This is a genomic window from Anaerococcoides asporogena (genome assembly GCF_029590275.1).
Taxonomy (GTDB): domain Bacteria; phylum Bacillota; class Clostridia; order Clostridiales; family Clostridiaceae; genus JG1575.
The window spans coordinates 2,272,938-2,292,946 of sequence record NZ_CP120965.1; the positions used below are offsets into that span (position 1 = coordinate 2,272,938).

Annotated in this window: 15 protein-coding genes and 2 pseudogenes; 6 read left to right on the forward strand and 11 right to left on the reverse strand. The window is 48.5% G+C overall.

Annotated elements, in window-relative coordinates; all coding sequences use genetic code 11:
* The first annotated feature begins 59 nt into the window (after nucleotides 1–59).
* Together ku and ligD are read left to right on the forward strand one after the other, a co-directional pair.
* Nucleotides 60–950 carry a non-homologous end joining protein Ku gene (gene ku, locus P6M73_RS10475; RefSeq protein WP_277853005.1) on the forward strand — a complete coding sequence of 297 codons (891 nt, stop codon included), beginning with the start codon at nucleotides 60–62 and terminating at the stop codon, nucleotides 948–950.
* Entirely contained in the window at nucleotides 950–3,967 is a 3,018-nt protein-coding gene (ligD, locus tag P6M73_RS10480; RefSeq protein WP_277853006.1) for a non-homologous end-joining DNA ligase, read from the forward strand. Before ku ends, ligD begins: the two co-directional genes overlap by 1 nt.
* A 115-nt stretch (nucleotides 3,968–4,082) precedes the next feature.
* Here ligD and P6M73_RS10485 read toward each other — a convergent pair whose 3' ends face one another.
* Nucleotides 4,083–4,313, reverse strand: a complete 231-nt coding sequence (locus P6M73_RS10485; protein WP_277853007.1) for a hypothetical protein — start codon at nucleotides 4,311–4,313, stop codon at nucleotides 4,083–4,085.
* 11 nt (nucleotides 4,314–4,324) lie between these two features.
* Nucleotides 4,325–5,164, reverse strand: coding sequence for a zinc ribbon domain-containing protein (locus tag P6M73_RS10490; protein ID WP_277853008.1), 840 nt, complete (start codon nucleotides 5,162–5,164; stop codon nucleotides 4,325–4,327).
* A 201-nt stretch (nucleotides 5,165–5,365) separates the two neighbouring features.
* Between P6M73_RS10490 and P6M73_RS10495 the strand changes: the two genes are divergently transcribed.
* Entirely contained in the window at nucleotides 5,366–6,073 is a 708-nt protein-coding gene (locus P6M73_RS10495; protein ID WP_277853009.1) for a hypothetical protein, read from the forward strand.
* Nucleotides 6,074–6,219: 146 nt separating this feature from the next.
* Here the strand turns inward: P6M73_RS10495 and P6M73_RS10500 are convergent, their stop codons facing one another.
* Complete coding sequence (locus P6M73_RS10500; RefSeq protein ID WP_277853010.1) at nucleotides 6,220–6,579, reverse strand: hypothetical protein; 360 nt, start codon at nucleotides 6,577–6,579, stop codon at nucleotides 6,220–6,222.
* Between the two features lie 738 nt (nucleotides 6,580–7,317).
* Between P6M73_RS10500 and P6M73_RS17005 the strand changes: the two are divergent.
* Nucleotides 7,318–7,461: pseudogene (locus P6M73_RS17005) on the forward strand (double zinc ribbon domain-containing protein); the annotation flags it as partial.
* Between the two features lie 282 nt (nucleotides 7,462–7,743).
* The gene (locus tag P6M73_RS10505) at nucleotides 7,744–10,083 is read left to right on the forward strand and encodes a hypothetical protein (protein ID WP_277853011.1); all 2,340 of its coding nucleotides are present in this window, start codon (nucleotides 7,744–7,746) and stop codon (nucleotides 10,081–10,083) included.
* 392 nt (nucleotides 10,084–10,475) lie between these two features.
* Here P6M73_RS10505 and rsmH read toward each other — a convergent pair whose 3' ends face one another.
* Both rsmH and P6M73_RS10515 read right to left on the reverse strand, forming a co-directional pair.
* Nucleotides 10,476–11,579 (reverse strand): 16S rRNA (cytosine(1402)-N(4))-methyltransferase RsmH, encoded by a 1,104-nt coding sequence (gene rsmH / locus P6M73_RS10510; RefSeq protein ID WP_277853012.1) that lies wholly within the window; start codon nucleotides 11,577–11,579, stop codon nucleotides 10,476–10,478.
* Nucleotides 11,580–11,890: 311 nt separating this feature from the next.
* Nucleotides 11,891–12,586 (reverse strand): P-II family nitrogen regulator, encoded by a 696-nt coding sequence (locus P6M73_RS10515; RefSeq protein WP_277853013.1) that lies wholly within the window; start codon nucleotides 12,584–12,586, stop codon nucleotides 11,891–11,893.
* 225 nt (nucleotides 12,587–12,811) lie between these two features.
* On the opposite strand from P6M73_RS10515, the gene P6M73_RS10520 reads away from it, so the two are divergent.
* The gene (locus P6M73_RS10520) at nucleotides 12,812–13,420 is read left to right on the forward strand and encodes a 5-formyltetrahydrofolate cyclo-ligase (protein WP_277853014.1); all 609 of its coding nucleotides are present in this window, start codon (nucleotides 12,812–12,814) and stop codon (nucleotides 13,418–13,420) included.
* 17 nt (nucleotides 13,421–13,437) lie between these two features.
* Here the strand turns inward: P6M73_RS10520 and P6M73_RS10525 are convergent.
* From P6M73_RS10525 to P6M73_RS10555, 6 genes and pseudogenes are all read right to left on the reverse strand, one after another.
* Nucleotides 13,438–15,036 (reverse strand): annotated as a pseudogene (locus P6M73_RS10525) (IS1634 family transposase).
* Between the two features lie 497 nt (nucleotides 15,037–15,533).
* Complete coding sequence (locus tag P6M73_RS10535; RefSeq protein ID WP_277853017.1) at nucleotides 15,534–15,854, reverse strand: antibiotic biosynthesis monooxygenase family protein; 321 nt, start codon at nucleotides 15,852–15,854, stop codon at nucleotides 15,534–15,536.
* A 114-nt stretch (nucleotides 15,855–15,968) separates the two neighbouring features.
* Nucleotides 15,969–16,727: a SagB/ThcOx family dehydrogenase gene (locus P6M73_RS10540; protein ID WP_277853018.1), complete on the reverse strand. Its 759-nt coding sequence runs from the start codon at nucleotides 16,725–16,727 to the stop codon at nucleotides 15,969–15,971.
* Between the two features lie 126 nt (nucleotides 16,728–16,853).
* Nucleotides 16,854–18,716: a DUF4153 domain-containing protein gene (locus P6M73_RS10545; RefSeq protein WP_277853019.1), complete on the reverse strand. Its 1,863-nt coding sequence runs from the start codon at nucleotides 18,714–18,716 to the stop codon at nucleotides 16,854–16,856.
* A gap of 12 nt (nucleotides 18,717–18,728) precedes the next feature.
* On the reverse strand, nucleotides 18,729–18,983 hold the full coding sequence (locus P6M73_RS10550; RefSeq protein WP_277853020.1) for a hypothetical protein: 255 nt from the start codon (nucleotides 18,981–18,983) through the stop codon (nucleotides 18,729–18,731).
* Nucleotides 18,984–19,116: 133 nt separating this feature from the next.
* Nucleotides 19,117–19,818 carry a lysoplasmalogenase family protein gene (locus P6M73_RS10555; RefSeq protein WP_277853021.1) on the reverse strand — a complete coding sequence of 234 codons (702 nt, stop codon included), beginning with the start codon at nucleotides 19,816–19,818 and terminating at the stop codon, nucleotides 19,117–19,119.
* Nucleotides 19,819–20,009: the final 191 nt, after the last annotated feature.

The window sequence follows — 20,009 nt, forward strand, 5'->3', positions numbered from 1 at the left end:
GCTGGGACATCACCACCTTGTAAACTGATCTTAGATTTTCATGAACAGGAGGAATCAGTATGAAGCCAATCTGGAAAGGCGCCATTTCCTTTGGACTGGTAAATATTCCTGTCCAGCTGCTTAGCGCGGAAGAACGGACAGAGCTGAATTTCAATATGATTGACCAGCGGGACCACGCCCGAATCAAATATCAACGAATCAATGCAGAAACAGGGAAAGAAGTACCCTGGGAAAATATCGTCAAAATGTACGAATTTGAGGATGGCAGCTATGTGGTCGTCACCGATGAGGATTTCGAAAAAGCTGACCCCAAGGCCAGCAAAACCATTGAAATTGAACAGTTCATTGAGGCCAAAGAGCTGAATCCCATGTATCTGGAAAAGCCGTATTATGTGGCTCCTGTCAAAGGCGGCGAGAAACCTTACAGTCTGCTGCGCGATGCCATGAAGGAATCCGGCAAAGTCGCCATCGGACGGGTAACGATTCGCACCAAGCAGAGTATGGGAGCAATACTGCCCGTTGGTGATGCTCTGGTTTTAAACCTGCTGCGTTATTCTGACGAAATCCGGACTACGGAAACCTTGAATCTTCCGGAGGGCGAAAAAATAACCGATAAGGAAATGGATCTGGCAATCTCGCTGATTGATGGGCTGACTGCCTCCTGGAATCCGGAGGAATTCCAGGATGAATACACATCTGCCCTGATGAAGCGGATTGAAGCCAAGGCAAAACTGAAAGGCAAAGACCTGCCGGAGGAACCCGAGGAAGAAGAAGTCACCCCCTCCAAGGTGGTGGACATTATGGACCTGCTGAAGAAAAGCATCGAAACAAAATCCCGGAAACGGAGCGATCCAGCCGACAAGGCTGCTCCGGGGGATAAATCGAAGACCTCAAAATCCTCAGGCAAGTCCGATGAAAAAGCCGCTCCCCGGAAAAGGAAGTCATCCTAATGGCGAAATTGGAAGAATACAATCGAAAACGGGATTTTGCCCGAACCAGTGAACCGGAAGGAAAAACGGCTTCTACCGACAGTACCTTGCGATTTGTTGTCCAGCGACATGACGCCAGCAGGCTTCATTACGATTTTCGGCTGGAATATGATGGTGTGCTCTGGTCCTGGGCAGTCCCTAAGGGACCCAGCTATAATCCCAGGGACAAGCGGCTGGCTGTCATGGTGGAAGATCATCCGTTGGAATACCGCCATTTTGAAGGGACCATTCCCGAAGGCGAGTATGGCGGCGGAACCGTTCAGCTCTTTGATGAAGGATACTGGATTCCGGAAGGAAATCCAATGGATGACCTGCAAAAGGGATCCTTGAAATTTACCCTGGAAGGCAATCGCCTCAAAGGTCGGTGGACGCTGATTCGGATGAAACCCAGGGCTGGTGAAGAAGATAAAAACTGGCTGTTAATCAAAGAGAAGGACAGCTACGTTCAAACAGAAGACGGAGTTACCTCCCTCCTTACCTCCGTCAGATCCGGCCGAACTCTTGAGGAAATCGCCGCCCAGGATCCGTCTGTCACTCCCTCTCCTGCGACAAAAGGTTTGTCGGCAGAGGGAACCGGGAAAAATCCAAAACCGGAGGCAAAACAGCCAAAAGACAGCACCAAGACAAAATCGAAAGCTGATCAGTCAGCTGCACCTAAAAAGAAAAAACCGACGAATGATAACAAGACATCAAAAGAAAAAACGGCATCCGCCGCGAGATCCAACGAGAAGCAGACCACTACCGAAAAAGAGGTTACAAAGAATCATAAGTCAGCGAAGCTGAAAGCAGCATCAGACTCGACAACCTCGAATGACGCCAAGGCTTCCGATCAGAAAGACCAGAGCAAGGACATGGAGATAGACAAGGACAAGGACAAGGACAAGGAAATGGACAGAGAAATATCCGAACAAACTCCCCTTCATTCCCTGCCGTTTCATGAAGTGAAACCGATGCTGGCTGTTTTGACAAAGAAAGTGCCTCAAGGGTCAGAGTGGATTCATGAACTGAAATTCGACGGGTATCGCATTCTGGCGGTGATCGAAAACAGAACCGCCCGCCTGCTCACTCGCAATGGCCTGGACTGGTCGAAGAAAGCTCCGGAGCTTACCGAAGCACTGGCAGGGTGGGCGCCGGACAATCTGATTCTGGATGGTGAGCTGGTGGTCTTTGATTCAAAAGGAAAAAGTGATTTCCAGGCCCTGCAGTCCTACTTCAAGACTCCTGGAAGCAAGTCGCTGGATTACGTGGTATTTGATCTGTTAGCTCAGGGCAGTGAGGATTTGCGCGGGATTCCCCTTCTAGAAAGGAAAAGCCGACTGGAAACACTCCTGAAAAACGCGCCGGAGGGAATTCACTACAGTTATCACACGGAGGGTGGATCCAAAGTGTTTGGTCAAGCCTGTGATGAAGCACTGGAAGGCATAATTTCCAAGAAGAAAGCCTCCCTTTATCGAGGAACCCGAAGCATGGACTGGCTCAAGGTCAAATGTACCAATCGACGTGAATTTGTCATCGGTGGCTATACAGTATCTGACAAAAACACTTCCGGGATTTCTTCCCTTCTGCTGGGCTATTACCAGAAAGACCAGCTCATATACAGCGGTCGTGCCGGAACGGGCTTTCATCACAAAAACACTCAGGAACTCCTGGCTCAATTTCGCCATCTGCAGCGGAAAACATCGCCGTTCACCAACACGCCGGAATCTCGAACGGGTGAATATTTTTATTTCCTGAAGCCCGAACTGGTCGCTGACATCCAGTTTGCAGAGTTGACCGATGATGGTCTGCTCCGTCAGGCTTCCTATAAGGGGCTGCGGCTGGATAAAGCGGCAAGTCAGGTAACGCCTGACGAGACGGTGAGTGAACCAGTGATGGAACGTGATTTACCAGAACCTCCTTCTAAGAGAAATACCAAAAGCAGACCGGTCAGCTCATCTGCTCCGAAAAATCCACTCGGATCCAGGGAATCCTCTGACGTGTCTCAGTCCAAAGACTCCTCTGACGTGTCTCAGTCCAAAGACTCCTCTCACAAGTCTCAATCCAAAGAATCCCTGAGGGCTTCAAGACCAAAGAATAAAGAAGCGGCTGCAGCAGGCAGTGCATCAGCTTCCCGAAATAGTGATTCAGTTGAGTATGACGGCGTCACATTATCCTCGCCGGATAAGGTCCTGTTTCCCGAGGATCAGATTACCAAACAGGATGTTGCCGACTATTACTGGTCCGTCAGGGAATATATCCTGCCCTATCTGATCAGCCGCCCCATGACTTTGATCCGCTGTCCCGAGCAGATTGGCGAAGATTGCTTCTTTCAAAAGCATCAGACTCACCCGATCCCGGGGATGGATACCGTCACTGTACCGGATAATGACGGGGACGAAACCCAGGTCATGATCATGAACGACACGACCAGCCTGATGGGCGCAGTCCAGATGGGTGCGCTGGAATTTCATGGCTGGGGTTCGCAACTGGACCACTTGGAACAACCGGACTGGCTGGTGTTTGATCTGGATCCGGCGGAAGGCCTGGGAGCGGAGAAGGTTCGACAAGGCGTTCGAGATCTGAAAACACTGCTGGATGAGATGAATCTTCAGGCTTATCTGAAAACCAGCGGCGGAAAAGGCTACCATATTGTCATTCCTTTGGTTCCTTCCGCTGACTGGGAAGCTGTTCGAGCTTTTGCCAAACTGATGGCACAAGGAATGGAGGCAAGGTGGCCCGATCGGTATACAGCCAATATGCGAAAAGACAAACGCAAAGACAGAATCTATGTGGACTGGGTTCGCAACGGACGCAGTGCCACTTCGGTTAGTATCTTTTCACTTCGCGCCCGCAAGGGAGCCCCCATTTCCTGGCCCATCGGATGGGCTGATCTGGATCAATTTGATCCCGCCACCGTGACGATCCGCAACTGGCAGGAATACACTGATACCATTCAGGAGTGGGCTGATTTCTTTCAGACCAGTCAGAAGTTGAAGTAGCTTATGTCAAATACAACACTTTGAACCAATGCCTTAATGAAAAAGTTGTTGCTCACTCCGATGTGGAGATGAGCAACAACTTTTATTCTTTACAAGTGGTCCTGAGGATCCTGCATTATGTCTGCATCCCATCAGCAATCATATGGATGCCGGTAGTTCCGGGATCACCGGAATCTGACAAATGACGACCTGAATCAGAAGGCATGGAGGTTTCATAATTCGTCCAGCTAAATCCATGACATTTCCATGGAGGGAAAGCCAACATAAGACTGAAGATCGGCTCTTCGGTCGGATGGAAAAACTGGCTGTCTTGCATTTTTCCTGTTTGAGTCGAACTTTTACGCATGTCCTGCTAAATTACCGGCCGCTGATCCGTACATTTTTCGGGGCATGTTTGATGATGAAATCAAGCACCTGATCAAACTCACCTTGTTCCGGATAAATCTGATTTTTGGTCAGGGCTTCATTGAGAAAAATCGTATTGCGAGACCGAACGGCCTTTATCGACTTTATTTTATTGAACCTGGTATGGAGGTTATGCCGCGAAGCCGCTAACAGTCCCGCTCCGGCTGCTGAGAGATTGCCGCTGGCCATTCCGGCAAGTGCAGTCAGGAGCCCTAAAGCCTGTGCTCGCTTGACCTGTTTTTGAAGCTGGATGTGATCGATTCCCTGACTATTCATTTTAAACAGTACAATATACTTTCCATAAATCACTCCCACGAGCACATACCCCAGCGCTAAAAGACCCGCCAGCAATAGTAAGCCATAGCTCAGAATCGTGCCCGTAACCTGCAAAGCTTCACCCAGACCTTCTTCAAGAGTCAGCAGGAACATCAGAAGCGTCGGTGCCAGAAGCCCCAGCAGCATCACTTTGGCAGTGGTAATAAGGATCGTCGGATTCTTCCAAAAGGAATATTCATAGATCCATTGCATTTCCTCGACGCCTTCCTGCGAAGCATCTACTTTGTCAATAATCGATTTTTCTTGGTGGGATGAGCAGTCTGCTGTTTCATTCTCAGCGTGTTCGCTGTCAGGTTCTGCCCCTTCAGCCGGTAAATCTCGAAGGGTTGGTTTTTTTTCTGCATCCAGTCCCTGTTCACCCGGATCTGTTATCTCCTCAGGTAGAAACTGCGTTCCGCATTGTTCGCAGAACCTGGCATCATCGATTCGTTCTTTTCCGCATTTCTCACAGTACATGTGTCAACCTCCCATGCCGTCGGCATATGTTTTTCTATGTTTTCATTCTCAATCTTGATTCAGTCATCAACAGCTGATGACATCTGATTACCCGCAACTCCTCATTTCTCAGAAAATTCTTAAGCAATCACTGCTTTTTAATAAGGTTCGGTTTGGTTATAATGAATTCATTCAGAAATCTCATCAGGCAGGTGTACACTAATGGCTTTTGATAAGATCTTTTACTGCAGCCGGTGCGGGTCAAGGCTCTCCCGCAGTCAGACGGCCTGCAGCTTATGCGGTTTCGACATCGCGGCAGAATTTCCCTTTGGGGAAGAGCCGCAGGCCGGGGCTGGCGGCATCGGTTGGTCCGAAGCGGCAAATGATTCAAGACTGGCAAAATATCAGAGGAGCCGCCGCATCTATATCAGTTTCTTCACCTTCTTGCTCTTCAATGGTATTGCTGCCATGTTGATTGCCAGCGGGGATTTGCAGTTGGATCAGGAAGGTCTCCTGGTCCTGGGCATGCTGTTGATTCTATTTTTTTTTATTGCATTCTATGCGGTCCAAGGCACTCGTCGATACAGTCAGCAGTGGATTGGCACCGTGATCAGAAAACAAGGGGATCCAGGCGGAAAATACAAGCGACAGTCCATGGCGCTGATCATTGCGCTGGACAGCGGAGAGACCATTTGCCATTCAATCTCCGATCCCATCCTGTTCCAAAGCATCCTGCCCGGGGATCGGGTCAAGAACCATCAACGGGCTGATCTGCGCTTTTTAGAAAAATATGACAAACGCCGGGATCTGTATCTCTATTGTGCATCTTGTGCTGCCCAGAATGACGCAAGGGCTGAATTCTGCCGGGCTTGCGGTTCCCCACTGTTCAAGGGAAAAGAGACCTCTTTGGATTCAAAGTCAAGGATCTGATGGATCCTGGCCTGCTGATGCAGGGGTATGTCTGAGAAGAGAGTGTTCACCAGGCTAGTCTTAAGCAGAGCACTGAATCCTTAGTCGGCATGATTCGCTCCCGAAAGGCCCCTTTGCCCATTAATCCGTCAGCCTGAGATCAACCGTCAATCAGCATCCGACTCCCCCAGCTGTCGATACGTTCCGGTTTCATCCAGCTTCAGCGTGATATAACTTTCTACTTCAAACTGTCCCCGCCTCTTATCATATCGAATACGATAATTTCTCTGGATCACCCGGTTCGGGGTCCACATGACAGCGGCAGCCTGACCATAAAACCGCTGCGGAACTTCCATGACGGTGTAATCAAGGTCAATTGGGTCAGAGGAAGTGTCATTGAATAATTGGATCGCCTGTCTGATTTGATCATTGGATGGTTTTGGCGGAAGAGAACAGCCGCCGGCGGCAATCAATACGAACAGACTGATCAGAAGGCTTAGCGTTCGTCTTTTTGAGATCTTAACCATTCCGGATCCCTCCCCTGGTTATTCATTGGGCTGATGGATTCTATTAAAAATCATTGAACCAGTTCTGCTCAGAACCTGCCGGACGATCCACTGGTGAATTCCAATGACTTCGATCTGATTCAACCCCCTGCAGGTAAGTTTGCAATTGAGCGCTGCCCGGAGATCGGATCTGATTTCTTCTCAACCAGAATGCTCTGATATCAATGGTTTGCAAGTATCTTGTGAATCATTAGGAAAGAATGATTATTAATGATAATTTTAACACGACCGTCCATATACAACAATCGATCAAAGAACCTCACAAGAAATATCTGTCAGGAAAAGCAACGGAACAATGGAGCAGCCGCATCACTTCCGTTGAGGCGCGGAACTGCCCAGTGAGCTGGTGAAAACGAGGTGAATGACAGTGGCTTGACGATTCTCATACTCTTGACATAAAAATCTACCGTGGTGAATTTCCCGGTAGCACAGGGTGTCGTTCGAAGTCGGCTGCCCGAGGGCCCAATATCAGCGGATTGTTCTGAGAGTGAGTCCCCATAGTCGCTGGCTGTCTGAATGGAAGGGCACTTTGGGAATTGCAGAGAACCTTGGGACATCCTATAATTAAATCAAAATTCCTGTTCAATCTTCAAGATCAGATCCCAAACTCTCTGCAATGACCGAATATCCACTAAAAATCAATTAATTCTTTAATAACGCCGTTAAGCCCGAAGAAACCTGCAAAAGGAGTAGACCAATATGAAGTGTTCATCCTGCGGAAAGGACTTGTCCAACCATGCTAAATTCTGCCCCGATTGCGGGGAACCAGTTCGGGAGCCGACTTCTTTAAGTTTGATCTGTGATCAATGCGGTTACGAAGCACAGCCTGGTGCCAGCTTCTGTCGAGCCTGCGGAAATCAGTTGTCACCAGCCCCTGCCATGCCGGAACACCAGTCCACAAAAAGCCTCGAATTAGAAGAGAAACCAGCGACTGATTCTCCGTCCCGAGAAACACCTCAACAGCAGCCGAAGTCGTCGCGAAAAAAGACGACAAAAGCTGCGGAGAAGCCCCCGCAGACTGATACCACCAGTTCTGCAAAGCCTTCAAAAAAATCCGCAAAGAATCTGCCAGATCCTGTCACCAAGAAAGCACTTGCTCCCCAACCTGTCCGGAAAAAAGGCTCCTTGCTCAAGGGCCTCGCAGCCCTGGGATTGAGTGGTATTCTTCTGGTTCAGTGCTTCCCTGATTTTTTGGAAAACCCTCCCTGGTCAAATGACCCGGGCAGCACGCAGACTACCGCTTCAAAACCGATCAAGTCTACTGCCGAAAGATCCGTATACGAATCTGTGATTCTGACCGAGGCTGAACTGGCCACCCCCGGCGAAACCACCGAGGTGTCTCCAGAGGCCCCCGTGGCCGCGATCAAAGGTGCCACGGTTGATTTTGGGGCCTATGCCCTTGAAAAGAAATCCTCGTTGAAGGTATCCCGGTTGCCCGAAAAAGTCGACCAAAAATCCGGAACGTCCTTCGCTATCTATAATTTCCAACTGAATGGCGCAGACCACAGTGAATTCCCAGTGGTCGTCGACATTACATTGCCCTATGACGGCAAAGATATCCCTGAGGAAGAGGAAGCGGATCGAATTTCAATTGCATACTATGACAAAGAACAGCAGACCTGGCTGGCTTATCCCAGCACCGTTGACAATGATAAAGATCTCGTAACCTTTTCTACAACTCACTTTTCTCCCTACGGTGTGCTCAAGGATGCCAAGGGCGGGTTTGCGGAATCAGAACTGATCAAACTCTTCATGCCCTTCAAAAACAACAAAGGTCCCGCTGCACAGGTCTATACCACAAGCAATCGCATTGATCAGGTGGTGGGCGCTCTGGATCAGGAATCCCTCCGGCCATTCATCAAGGATCCTAAGATTGTCAGCAATCCGACCCACCGCTTCTGGTTCAGCGTCACAGCAGATTCGATAAACGGCGTGGGTACTTTGGTTGATCCGCCCTATATTGACGATTTCATTAAGAAGAAACCTTTTGAGCTCCATGGAAAAGTCCTTGGCGGACTGGGCATCCTGCTGACGGTATCCAAAGTCGGGTATCAGCTTAAAAACAATGACGAACCGCAAGCAGTCCTTTGGGATAATATGGTGAATCTATGTGAAGCGGCTGCTACAGGTCTTGCCATCTACTATTCCTCGCCGGTCTGGGGTTCCATTGCTACTGGCTTCTGGATCTGGGGCTTGCAGGACTACGCCCAGTACATGAACCCTGATCAGCCAGTGGCAGCAGCTGAGTCGAATGAAGAGGAGTTCTATCGATTCTTTACTGATGCAAACATGGTATGGCTTCAAGACAGCCGCAAGTGGGTTTACTCAAGAGAACAGTTTGACAAGAGCTACACGGACTACGAGCCAGACTACGCAAAACAACTGATGAGTCACAATCTCCCCCATACGTGGGCGAAGATTTTCCGACAAATCGAAGATGAGCATAAATTTGATCCCAAAGGAATGGCCAAAACCATCGATTCCATCATTAATCAGTTCTGCGACGCATTCTGGGACGTGGATGGCAAGGAAGTATTAGACCATGCCGCCAAGTATGAAACCGGAGTCCTGTTCAAGGACAATCTGGAAGAGTTCAACTGGCCCGACACCGCAGAAACCCAAGCCTGGCATCAGCGCTTTAAAGCAGAAGTGATTCATGATCTGGCGCCCCTGTTCCGCGAAATGAGCCGAACCGCCTACGAGGAACTGCGCAAGGAAGTTTTCCGTCAGGTTCTGGCAGCCTGGCCTGTCCTGAATGAATTGACTGATGTCTCCGTTGAAGACCCGACCGCCCCGAGCGGGTTTTTCCCCAGCTCCGACCATGCTTCAGATATCATGCAATTTGAACCCCTGAAGGAAGGCACCAAAGTGGCTGACTGGACCGCCAGGCCATCAGCCAATGAGCGCTCCAACACGGTGTTTTCGTACAATCTTTACCACTATTTGGAAGCCGGGGCTCCGACCCGACTGGCATTCTATAAAGACAAGAAGCAACTCAAAGCAAAAAAACCAGACCTGACAGTCAAGTTCAGCTATCAATCGCCGGAAGTCATCCTTCGTCTTCCCGCACAGGACAACTCGGGTTACTATGCGGGTGATGTTAGATTCACCTATTCGGATGGTATCCCGCAGCAGCAATCGAATTACTGGATCAGAGCGGAGTTGAAGGGCGATACCCTGTATGTTGTTCCATGCAAGGACAATGGTAGTTATTCTAAGGATCTGGTCATGGCCTGCACCTGGGACGCAACGGAAAAAGCCTGGATCGGCAAAAAGAGTGGGACCAAAGCCGGTGAAACCACCGTTTACGCCATTTCCTTCCAGAAGTTGGATGGGAAAGAAGCTGTCGTCGGAAAAATCATGATTCGCGATCCGGATGAGCACGACGGAAGCTGGGAGGATCATAATGCTGATTATGAATTTGCCGCAGTAAAGGTCCACCCTCTCTCCTGGTACAAGAAATAAAAATCTCACCGCCAGGACGCCCCACCTGAACTCACCCCCCAGCTTGAAACGCTGCAGGTCATCTCCAGCTGAAGTGGTCTTACCAGCGTTATTTGGTGAACAGCCAAAAAATGGCAGTCAGTAATCCAAACTGGATTTATGACTGCCATTTTTTATTGCCAGATCACTTGATCCTGACTCAATGAGTCCGACCCGCAGAGTGAATTATAGCCAAAACAGCATATGATCCGAATGGCGGTGTGTATCTGTCCTGCTTTCAACATCATGTACAGGAATACCTGCCCAATCGCAATCAAATCGTGCAGATTGGAACAGATGAAAATCGGATATTACTATGATGTTGAACTGAATCCCTTCCTGCAGCGGCTTGACCGTGACGACTTGCCAATAAATTATGCCTTAATAGCCCATCTGAGTTTCGCAGAGCGAGCTCGGCTGTTGGTACTGCATTCTTCCGCGGAAGGCCGGATCGGCCCGGTTGCAATTTCCCGGTATATTCCTTCCCGAAAGAATCGCTGGAAGGATTTTTTTACGAGGCGATCCTCTCCGGAATGAAAGGAAAGAATGGCGACGCGCCCGCCCGGAGCTAGTACTTGGGGCAGTTTCTCAAGAAACTGATAGAGAACTTCGAACTCCTGATTGACATCAATGCGAAGAGCCTGAAAGCATCGCTGACAGGACTTTTTGATTTCCTCATCGCGGGTCGCTTTTGGCAAAAACATCAAAGCCTGGGCAATAATCTCCCGAAGTTCAGTGGTCGTATCGATTTTTGCTCCGCGTTTTCTGGCTGCCATGATCGAGCGGGCAATGACTTCAGCATGCGGTTCATCGGAATTTTCCACGAACAGTTCAGTGAGTTGATCTACCCGCAAGTCGCGCAGGCGCTGCGCTGCTGACAGGCCTTTTTCGGGGTTGAGCCGCAGATCCAGCGGCCCTTCTGTCTTGAACGAAAATCCCCGCTCAGGGTTGTCTATCTGCATCGAGGATACGCCCAGATCAGCCAGAATGAAATCAATGGGACCGGACTCCTGGGCAAGGAGATCGATATTGCTGAAATTCATTTGACGGATGGTTAGAATCTCAGGTCCAAATCCCTGAGCGGCCAGACGTTCCCTGGTCCGCGGCAATTCGAAGGGATCCACATCGAGGGCGTACAGATGTCCTTGAGATTCCATTTGCCGCAGCATTTCCAAGGTATGTCCGCCATAACCCAGAGTTGCGTCCAGACCAATCTGCCCGGGTCTGATCTGGAGGAACTCGAGGATTTCATTGACGCAAATGGAGATATGCATACCGGCTGGGGTGCTTCCCTTTTGAATGACCCGGGCTATCGTCTCCGCATATTTTTCCGGCTGCAGTTCCTTGTACTTCTCACTGTACGATTTGGGATGAGTCCCCTTATATCGCTTACGTCGTTGATGCTTGGGCTGTTCTTCGGGATTGAGGGTACTGTGCTGATCCACTGTACCCTTATTGTCTTTTCTTGATTGATCCATATGATGTTAAAGAAGCGTGGATCTGGTTAATACGCAGATCCCATCATCTCAAATCGGATGAGCTTCCTCATTCTCCTTTGATTTTTTTATTCCTGGAATGTCTGGGTCTTTGTCTGCCTGAGCGATTGCTTTAAACGATTAGGCTGCTGAACCAAGTCTATCATTCCTTGCCCATTCTGTAAAAGAACTGATGTAATCCCTCAAAGAGTCGCAGGTAAAAATGACAGGCATCCAAAATATGGATACCTGCTGCACAAGAATTCTCAATGGTCCACTTCCGGTCAGCGAATCCACCTGCTGATTATCATTCTTTAATAGAACTTGATTCCGACAGAATCGACCACTTCCATGACAAAGGCCTGTCCCTGACCTTGTTCGATAATTGCCGGATCCTGGTGGATGATGTCCATGAACCGGGACGCCTTCTCCGGGCTGGTAATGATGAGAATCAATTCTTTGTCAGCTGATACTTTTAATCCCTTGATGTGTTCTTCCCTAGCTTCCCCATGGGCAGGGATGACCGTGGCTCCCCTGGTTCCGGCACGTTCCCCCGCCAGTATAACATCTTCGGCAAAGCCCTTGTTCACCACTACATAGATTGCTCTGAGTTTTTCCTGTTCCATTTCATGAACCTCCTTATCCGGCGTCATTGCCGTACTCAGTTCCACTGGCTCTAGTCCCCTGCGCACAAAGGCAATGCCCGAGTGCTCGTCTTCCAGATGCATCTCGGTTTTGAGATCCTCCAGAATTCGGTAAGCCTGGTCCTCCTCCGTCACGATCGTCACAATTTCCTTGCGCAGATCGGACAGCCCCGCCTGCCTCAAGAATGCTTTACGTACCGTTCCCCGCCCCGGGCTGACGAACGCTGTCTGATAGGCATGCAGTGAAGCAAGGGCCAGAACCCGGTCTCCCATCAGCCAGTTCGCAATGACAGTAAGGATCACGGGCTTTTTCAGATCAGACAAGATCATGTCAGGTTTCCCCAGGGAATGCTGCTGCAAATTCATTCAACTCCTCCGGAACGGTGCCAATGCGAAGCTTCCGCCAATCAGAAGATTCGTTCATGGATGTGGCCGTTTCTTTTATTATATAGCGTTCTATCCAGGAGTTGGCGCCTCGCCTGTGAATAACTTGTATCTATTTGGAAAAATAACCAGGGTACGGGGCATATCCCCCCTGCTCCTGATATACTAATGGTGACAAGACAATCATTAATACAGGAGGAATGAAACATGGACCTTAATCAACGCCAGGAGCTGAAAGAATTTAAAAAAGCCCTGCGACGTGAAACCCTGTCCAAAAGAAAACAACTGGCCGAAGAGTCCCCGGAACGTTTCCATGAGTATTCCAGCCGAATCATAGATACTTTGAAGCAAACGCCTGAATACCAGAATGCCCGGATCCTGATGTGCTTTGTATCCTTCGAGGACGAGGTCGAAACGCACCAGTTCATCAAGGATGCCCTGACCGAAGGGAAGCAGGTTTATGTACCTTACATCATCCGCGAAGAGCGCATCATGGTGCCTGCTCAGATCCTGAATTTTGACGAAGACCTGGTCCCCGGCTATTATGGAATCCTTAGTCCCAGGGAGGATCAGCTGCGATTGAAGGACAAGGCTGAAATCGATCTGGTAGTCACACCTGGTGTCCTATTCGACAAAAATGGTTATCGGATTGGCTATGGTGCCGGCTTCTACGATCGGTTCTTCTCGCAAATTGAGCCCTCAGTACCAAAGATCGCCATTGCCTTCAGCCTGCAGCAGACAGAAGAAGTACCCACTGATGAATTTGATATCCCGGTCAACAAGCTCATTACGGAAAAAGGCATCACCATATTCTAGCCTAAATTCCCGAAAAATTATAACGTGGATGGCGGGTCTACTCCCAAGTTCGTATACAAGCCTTCCTGCTTCTTGGTCACTTCGCCTACTTGGAGAGCCTTCCCTGGATTTTCAAATGCTTCTATGACATCAAGTTCGTCTAGTAGCTCCTGCATGGTGTAGTTTTGGAATAGACCCTTATCGGCCATCGTCTTTTTCAAATGGGACATAAAAATCAGGGCAATGAATTGGACAAACAGCTTTCCGTCCAGCGAGCTTTCAGATGAGACTGCAGTTCGCCTCAGATTGAGCCTTTCTTTAAGATTCCCAAACGCCTTCTCGACCAGATCTTTGTTACGGTAAATCTCCAAGGCTATGATGGGATCCTTGATGTCGTTACTTAACAGCGCGAAAAAGCCATAGTCCTTTTCAGCTCGAGTGATGGCATCCTGTTTGGGAATGATCTTGATTCCACGTACCGGGGTATCTGACAGTTCAAAGTATTTGGCGTACTGCTTCTCGTTCTCTGGTTTTCGATTTCCGCTCGTAAGCTCAGCCTCCAACTGATCCAGCATCAGATTGAAGCGGCTCTCATGTTCCAACGCCTTCTCGCTACTGTAATAGATGTGCAGATACATGCGGCGAGTATCCTTGATGACATCGCCTTTGCGGGGTCTTGTTTGAGAGTAGTTCCATTCAATGGCGGTGGAATGGCTGTATAACTGATAGATTGAGTTGTAGTTGGTCCTTGTTTTTATGCTGTCTCTGACTTTGTCTAATTCTTTTCGCACAAACTTCAGGGATACTTTGGTGGCAATCAGGAATTTCAGGTTGTTCTGATAAATGGCATTGATGTTGGCTTCACTGTAAAAGCCACGATCCATGACCAGTTTAACTTTGCCAAAATCAAGTTGCTTTAAGTCGGCCAGCAATTTCTTCAGGGTCGAGATATCGCTGATGTTGCCGGCCAGCTTTCTGTAGTAGAACGGCAAGCCTGAGTCTTCTCCAAAGAGCAGCGCCAGGTTAATCTGGGGAAGCGGATCATGATCCTTGTTCATCCCATATTTGACTTGTTTGAGAGACTCTGAATAGGACGAAATGCTGGTGGTATCATAGGCCCAATATTCATTTTCCATCCGGCGCTTGCCCTGCAAGCGAAAGAAACGTCAGTTTGCTTCTTCCGTAATCATCGAGAACAGATCACTGCTTCGTTGGGAAGAGATGCAGGCCCCATGTGGATGAAAATGGGTCCTATCCCATTTCGGGAAACGAAGAAGGGAGTTGCGGTCCTCCAAAATCAAATAGTAGGCCACGGAGAGGATCTTCTTATAAATCTGCGGAAAGCATGCCTTCAAGTCTTGTGTGATGCCCAGCTGCTCCCCGATCGCATCAAACAGATACGTAGCGCCAAAATAACCATGCCGAGTGGAAGTAGATGGAGTCGGCCCTGGTTTAATCACAGTGGAGACCGGAGGTTGAGTGAGTCGTTTGGAAGGGATCAGATTGCCCTGTTCATCACGTTTGCCAATACAAACACGCTTACTTCGAGACTGTTTCTTCTCTTTGTCCCAGTAGTCGATGGATTCGTAGACGTAGATAACTCCGTTTTTCTTGTTTTTGACATCGATGATATTCATGCGCCACCTCACGTTATAATTATAACGTGTTTATGAGGCAAAATCAAGAGAAATTATGCTGCTAATCCAGTGATATCAACGATTTCCAGCATTCCCCGTTATAATTCGCCGGGAATCCAGGTTCTAGATGTTACGTTGATCCGGTTGGCTAAAACTGCCGCTCTCAATGGATCCATTTCATCGTGGATAATGGCTCACCATAAACACAAAAAAACTGGTCTCCCACGAAACCAGTTTTTTTGTTGAACTGACCTGATTTATTTTCTGAGATGAGACCTCTGGAGATTCACCTTCTTCGATTCAATCTTTGAGGTCTATCTTTCAGATCTATCTCTAAAATGAATCTTTCAAATCAATCTTTCAAATCAATCTTTAAAATGAAATCCTTGAGATGACCATTAAGATTTATCCTTGAGATTTATCCTTGAGATTTATCCTTGAGATTTATCCTTGAGATTTATCCTTGAGATTTATCCTTGAGATTTATCCTTGAGTATTTAATCCTCAGAAATTACTTCCATGAACATATAGTAATCCTGAGTATTTTCTTCTACAGGTGCCGTAAGAAGATCACGCAGGCGATCCTCCAGATCAGTTTCTGCCAGGTTTTCCAATACTTCCTGGATTCTGCGGTCAAACAGATCCCTTGATTCAAACTGCTGCAAAACGATCCATTCTTCCGAATTGTTTTCGTTTCTGAGGAACTGCATTCTTCCCCCCATGCTGTTCAGATATAGATCAGAGATCTCCTGCTGGATGTCCAGAAATTCTTCTTTCTTTTCAGGCTGCACCATATATCGGCTGATTTTTGTATACATTGGCTTTGATCCTCCCGTTGTCAATTGTTTTTATTATACTATCACTTGGAGGATCGGGCTATTTCTTTTGCATGCTGCTGGTTCAAAAGATCAAGTTTCGGCTTGACCGCCGATTTAGCTTCTGGTTTTCTGTTTACCCACCGGAGCCAGATATACCGTGAATTCATCTTTGCCATCGACACCCAGCAGCTGATCCGATGCTTTCTGGTCGTAGGCTGCGATGGCACAGGTGCCGTATCCTATGGCTTCACAGGCCAGATAAAGGTTCTGGCAAATATGGCCCAGATCCAGAGCGAACACTTTGGCGGACGCATGACCATAGCGCCATTCCGTACGATACGGCAGGCTGGTCCAAAGGAACAGAACGTTGCAGCGGGAGGCAAACAGCTGCATATGGGCTGCCTTGTTGACGTGGTCCCAGAGATCCGGCAACTCCCGCACCAGGCCAATCTGATGTTCAAGCGGCAAGTACCGATAAATACCCTGCTTCAGTCCCTCCACCCGAAAGACGGCCAAGTAGGTTTCTGCTGAATGGCGATTCCCGGCCGACGGGACATGCCGCAGAATGCGGTTGGGTTTATTGGAGCGAACGCCCTGAGTTGCCCAGAGCAGGAATGACAGTTCCTTCAGCTTCATTTCCGTTTGATCAAACACACGCCGGGACTCCCGATCCCGGATGATATCCATAAAACTCTTGAATTGAAAGTCGAAGGTTTCTTCTCCCGGCAATGAAATGACCTCTCCGCCGACCCAGGGTTTTTCCACCGGGGGCATTGGAATATCATTGTTCTGGTCCGTGGTAGAAAAATCTACTTCTTCCCGAACGTTGTCCCGTAAAAACTCTCTCCATTCATTAATTTTGATCCAATCCATTGTTTCCCTCCTGAAGTTTGGCCGGATGCAGGGATCCGGCCAGGTAGTCTTTTCGTTCGTGCTCGAGGACTAACCAAAAGGTTTTTCATCGCGCCCAATGTGTCGCTCCGAGTAGCATCTGGCTGATTAAGGTTTTTCCTTCACATACATCGAATTCAGGTTGATGAAGTAAACAGGCTTTGCATTTTCCGGACCAGCATTGATCTCCAAATTTTGCAGCACCACCAGCACTGCCACCTGATCTGATTCCATCAGGTAAGTCATATCAGCAGTTGTTTCAGGAATCCCGGTTTTTGATCCCAAAGGATACTTCTGAAGCGTCTGATCGATGAATGGCTTTAAATCACCCTTCAGAATGGTCACTCCGTCCTTTTTCACTTCCAGTACCGGAATGGACTGGGGCTGCTGAGTCCAGATCAGATCATACTTGCCATTCCTTCCGTTAAACTGAATCGTGCCTGCGGCTTCCTTCATAAAGTAGGCGGAGTTCAGCGCCCATTCATAACCCTTGATATCCAGAATTTGAGTATCCAGCATCAGAGACAGTGACTGACTGCCATCCGGCGTCTGGGGTTCTTCCCCGGCGCGCAGCCGCTCGAAGCCCATGGTTGTCCGGAAATTATTGTAATTGAGCTTGACCGGATCAAGCCAGGTTGGGTAGATGGCACCTTCTGCATTGATCAGATAGTCCACCGTTTCCGTGATCACTTCTTTTGTTTCTCGAGCCGGCTCTTTGGATGCCGGAACGATCGTATCGTTCTGCAGCATATTCTCGCGTTTCAGGGTCGATTCCAGCCGGTTGATCTGTTCCATGAAGGGCAGGTCCGTGAATCCAACCAGCGGAAGGACTGCAATCACTGCCAGGACCGAGGTGACATACACCATATAGCGATGGGCTTTCTCCTGTTTCAGGATCAGCAGGATGAAGGAGGCAAATGCGATGATCCAGACTATGGTGAACAGGTATTCCGCGGTCTTGAGCCCATACTTATTGAACTGTGTGATCAATGCCCAGGCTTCAAAAAGCAGAATAAAGAGAGCGGCAATGGGAAATACTTTTTTATAGAATTTAGCCAAAGCAGAATCATTTTTCGTAATCAGGATATGGAGCAGCAATCCGCCAATGGCAAAGGCCGTAGCGATGCTGTACAGATTGATGAACCGGGTATTCATTCCACCCAGGATGGTCTGTCCGGCCCACAGGATCAACACCACCGTCAGGGCCAGCATGATGGGCACCAGGATGTATTCGAGCAAAATGGTGATGAAGCGGGGCTGCTGCTGAGCGATCAGCCGGTGCTCGTCCTCGGCATCCTTGCGGAAGTCTGGGAAATAGCCAATAAAGATGCTGAATCCGACAAATCCGCTGAGGGTAGCAACCACCTGATATACTTCGCCCCTCATGTTGTTATAGAGCAGAGCCTGAATTGCGCCGAACACTCCGGACACGCCGATCAGGATCACAAGTCCGTAGATCAGGGCCAGGAAAAATGCCTTCAGCGTCATGAACAGAGAACCGGAAAAATCCGAACCATCTTTGGTCCGTCCCGCAAACAGGAGGAATCCCAACAGGGAGATGAGGCCTCCGACCAGGACCCTGGTACCGGCAAGAACCGTTATCGCCTTGTAGATGGTGCCTTCCTGGAATTCATACTTCGGGTAATATCCACCGAAGAAATAGAGCAGCAGGAAGGTCACGGCCGGAACAATCAGGCCGGCCAGATTAGCCATCAGGAACGATTGTTTGGTATTGATCCGACTCTTGGCATAGGTGATGGCAGCCAGGCTGAAAACTGCTCCGAGAGCCAGTGAAGCATGAAGAGTATTGAACAGGAAATTGTAGGGCTGCTGCGTCTGCCAGTCCATTGCGATTCGGACCAGGGAGACGAGAGTAAACAGGACTGCATTGACCATAACAGCTGGGAAGGTCTTAAAGGACTTTCCTGCGTTTTGAAATACTTTTCGTATGGATTGAGTGAAATTACTCATCATACACCTCCGTTATATTGTTGTATTTTCTAGTATCGAGGCTGGTGTGCACTCAATCGGGATTTCCCAATATTTGTGTGCTTTCATTATATCTGTTTTTTTCAGGGGAAAATAGGTGAAATCGGTAACAAAACGCATTGTTATAACAGCATTTCTTTCTCCCCAGCGGGTACTGCAAATCTCGGCGGCTGAAAACTCCGGGGTCAGGCAAACCCTGGCTTGTCTTTCATGGCGCAGGCTTTGCCTCCTTTCATTGGTCAGCAACATCTGACTGACTCATTCTCTTTGATTGATCCGTTCAACCTGCCTCGTTTGATCACATCGTCAGGTTGGATTCCGTGAGGATCTTCAGTCACCGGGATGCGTCAGCCTGCCCTTTCATTTTCATCTTTTGCGAAGTTCACTGATAAAGCTCTTCTTCCGATGCGATCAGCAAAAGGATGGTCCAGGCAGGAACATAAGTGGCAGCAATCAGGTTGTCTTTCCAAAGGATAAATTTGGCATAGTCGGGATGAAATAAAGTATAGGCTACAAAAATATCACTGAAGAACATCAGGCAGCCAGTCAATGCGATCAGATAGGCACTCTTTTTCGAGAAATACCCGGAGTTTATGGTTGAAACCATCACGGCAGCCGTAACACACAGGATGATTCCAAGAACAATGGCAGCGGGAAACATGTAACCCGTGGCATACTTCCTCAGATTCAGAAACATAAACCCAAAGAGCAGGACAAACGGAATCAGTGTGAGTATGGTGTTCTTATTGAAATTCAGATGCCGGCCAAAGATGAATATCAGTGTGGCATATGCTCCCACAAACCCAAGCATGCCATACAACGGACTGTTTGCAACGGGCTGATCCAACGTATTGACAAACACAAAGAAGAAATCAGACAACACCGTAAAAGCAAAGGCAAGCACAAGCATCTTCTGTTCCCAGTACTTTTTTCTCATAACCAGAATGGTGAAAAACATACTCAGGCGAACCATGTAGGTCACCTGAAGAGAAGGAATCCCCCCGCCATAAACCCAGTTGAACCAAAGCATTCCCAGCGTCAGAAATAGATACACCGCCAGCAGGATTCTTTGAGTGTTTTTCATCAAAATCAACTCCGTTTCATCCGATTGCTTAATTCAATTCTTCTTCTCCCATTTTCTGCCTTGTTTCAATGTCTGCCTCGATTAGCTATCTGCCTCGCATTAATGTCTGCAGTACTTTGATGCCTGCCTTGGTTTGATGCCAGCCCTGGTTGGATATTACCTAAGTTAGATATTTGCCTGGATTAACGTCT

Bases quoted from the DNA above. Each gene is read 5' to 3' on its own strand.
- ku (WP_277853005.1), top strand. From the start codon at position 60: ATGAAGCCAATCTGGAAAGGCGCCATTTCCTTTGGACTGGTAAATATT.
- ligD (WP_277853006.1), top strand. From the start codon at position 950: ATGGCGAAATTGGAAGAATACAATCGAAAACGGGATTTTGCCCGAACC.
- P6M73_RS10485 (WP_277853007.1), bottom strand. From the start codon at position 4,313: ATGCGTAAAAGTTCGACTCAAACAGGAAAAATGCAAGACAGCCAGTTT.
- P6M73_RS10490 (WP_277853008.1), bottom strand. From the start codon at position 5,164: ATGTACTGTGAGAAATGCGGAAAAGAACGAATCGATGATGCCAGGTTC.
- P6M73_RS10495 (WP_277853009.1), top strand. From the start codon at position 5,366: ATGGCTTTTGATAAGATCTTTTACTGCAGCCGGTGCGGGTCAAGGCTC.
- P6M73_RS10500 (WP_277853010.1), bottom strand. From the start codon at position 6,579: ATGGTTAAGATCTCAAAAAGACGAACGCTAAGCCTTCTGATCAGTCTG.
- rsmH (WP_277853012.1), bottom strand. From the start codon at position 11,579: ATGGATCAATCAAGAAAAGACAATAAGGGTACAGTGGATCAGCACAGT.
- P6M73_RS10515 (WP_277853013.1), bottom strand. From the start codon at position 12,586: ATGAATTTGCAGCAGCATTCCCTGGGGAAACCTGACATGATCTTGTCT.
- P6M73_RS10520 (WP_277853014.1), top strand. From the start codon at position 12,812: ATGGACCTTAATCAACGCCAGGAGCTGAAAGAATTTAAAAAAGCCCTG.
- P6M73_RS10535 (WP_277853017.1), bottom strand. From the start codon at position 15,854: ATGTATACAAAAATCAGCCGATATATGGTGCAGCCTGAAAAGAAAGAA.
- P6M73_RS10540 (WP_277853018.1), bottom strand. From the start codon at position 16,727: ATGGATTGGATCAAAATTAATGAATGGAGAGAGTTTTTACGGGACAAC.
- P6M73_RS10545 (WP_277853019.1), bottom strand. From the start codon at position 18,716: ATGAGTAATTTCACTCAATCCATACGAAAAGTATTTCAAAACGCAGGA.
- P6M73_RS10550 (WP_277853020.1), bottom strand. From the start codon at position 18,983: ATGTTGCTGACCAATGAAAGGAGGCAAAGCCTGCGCCATGAAAGACAA.
- P6M73_RS10555 (WP_277853021.1), bottom strand. From the start codon at position 19,818: ATGAAAAACACTCAAAGAATCCTGCTGGCGGTGTATCTATTTCTGACG.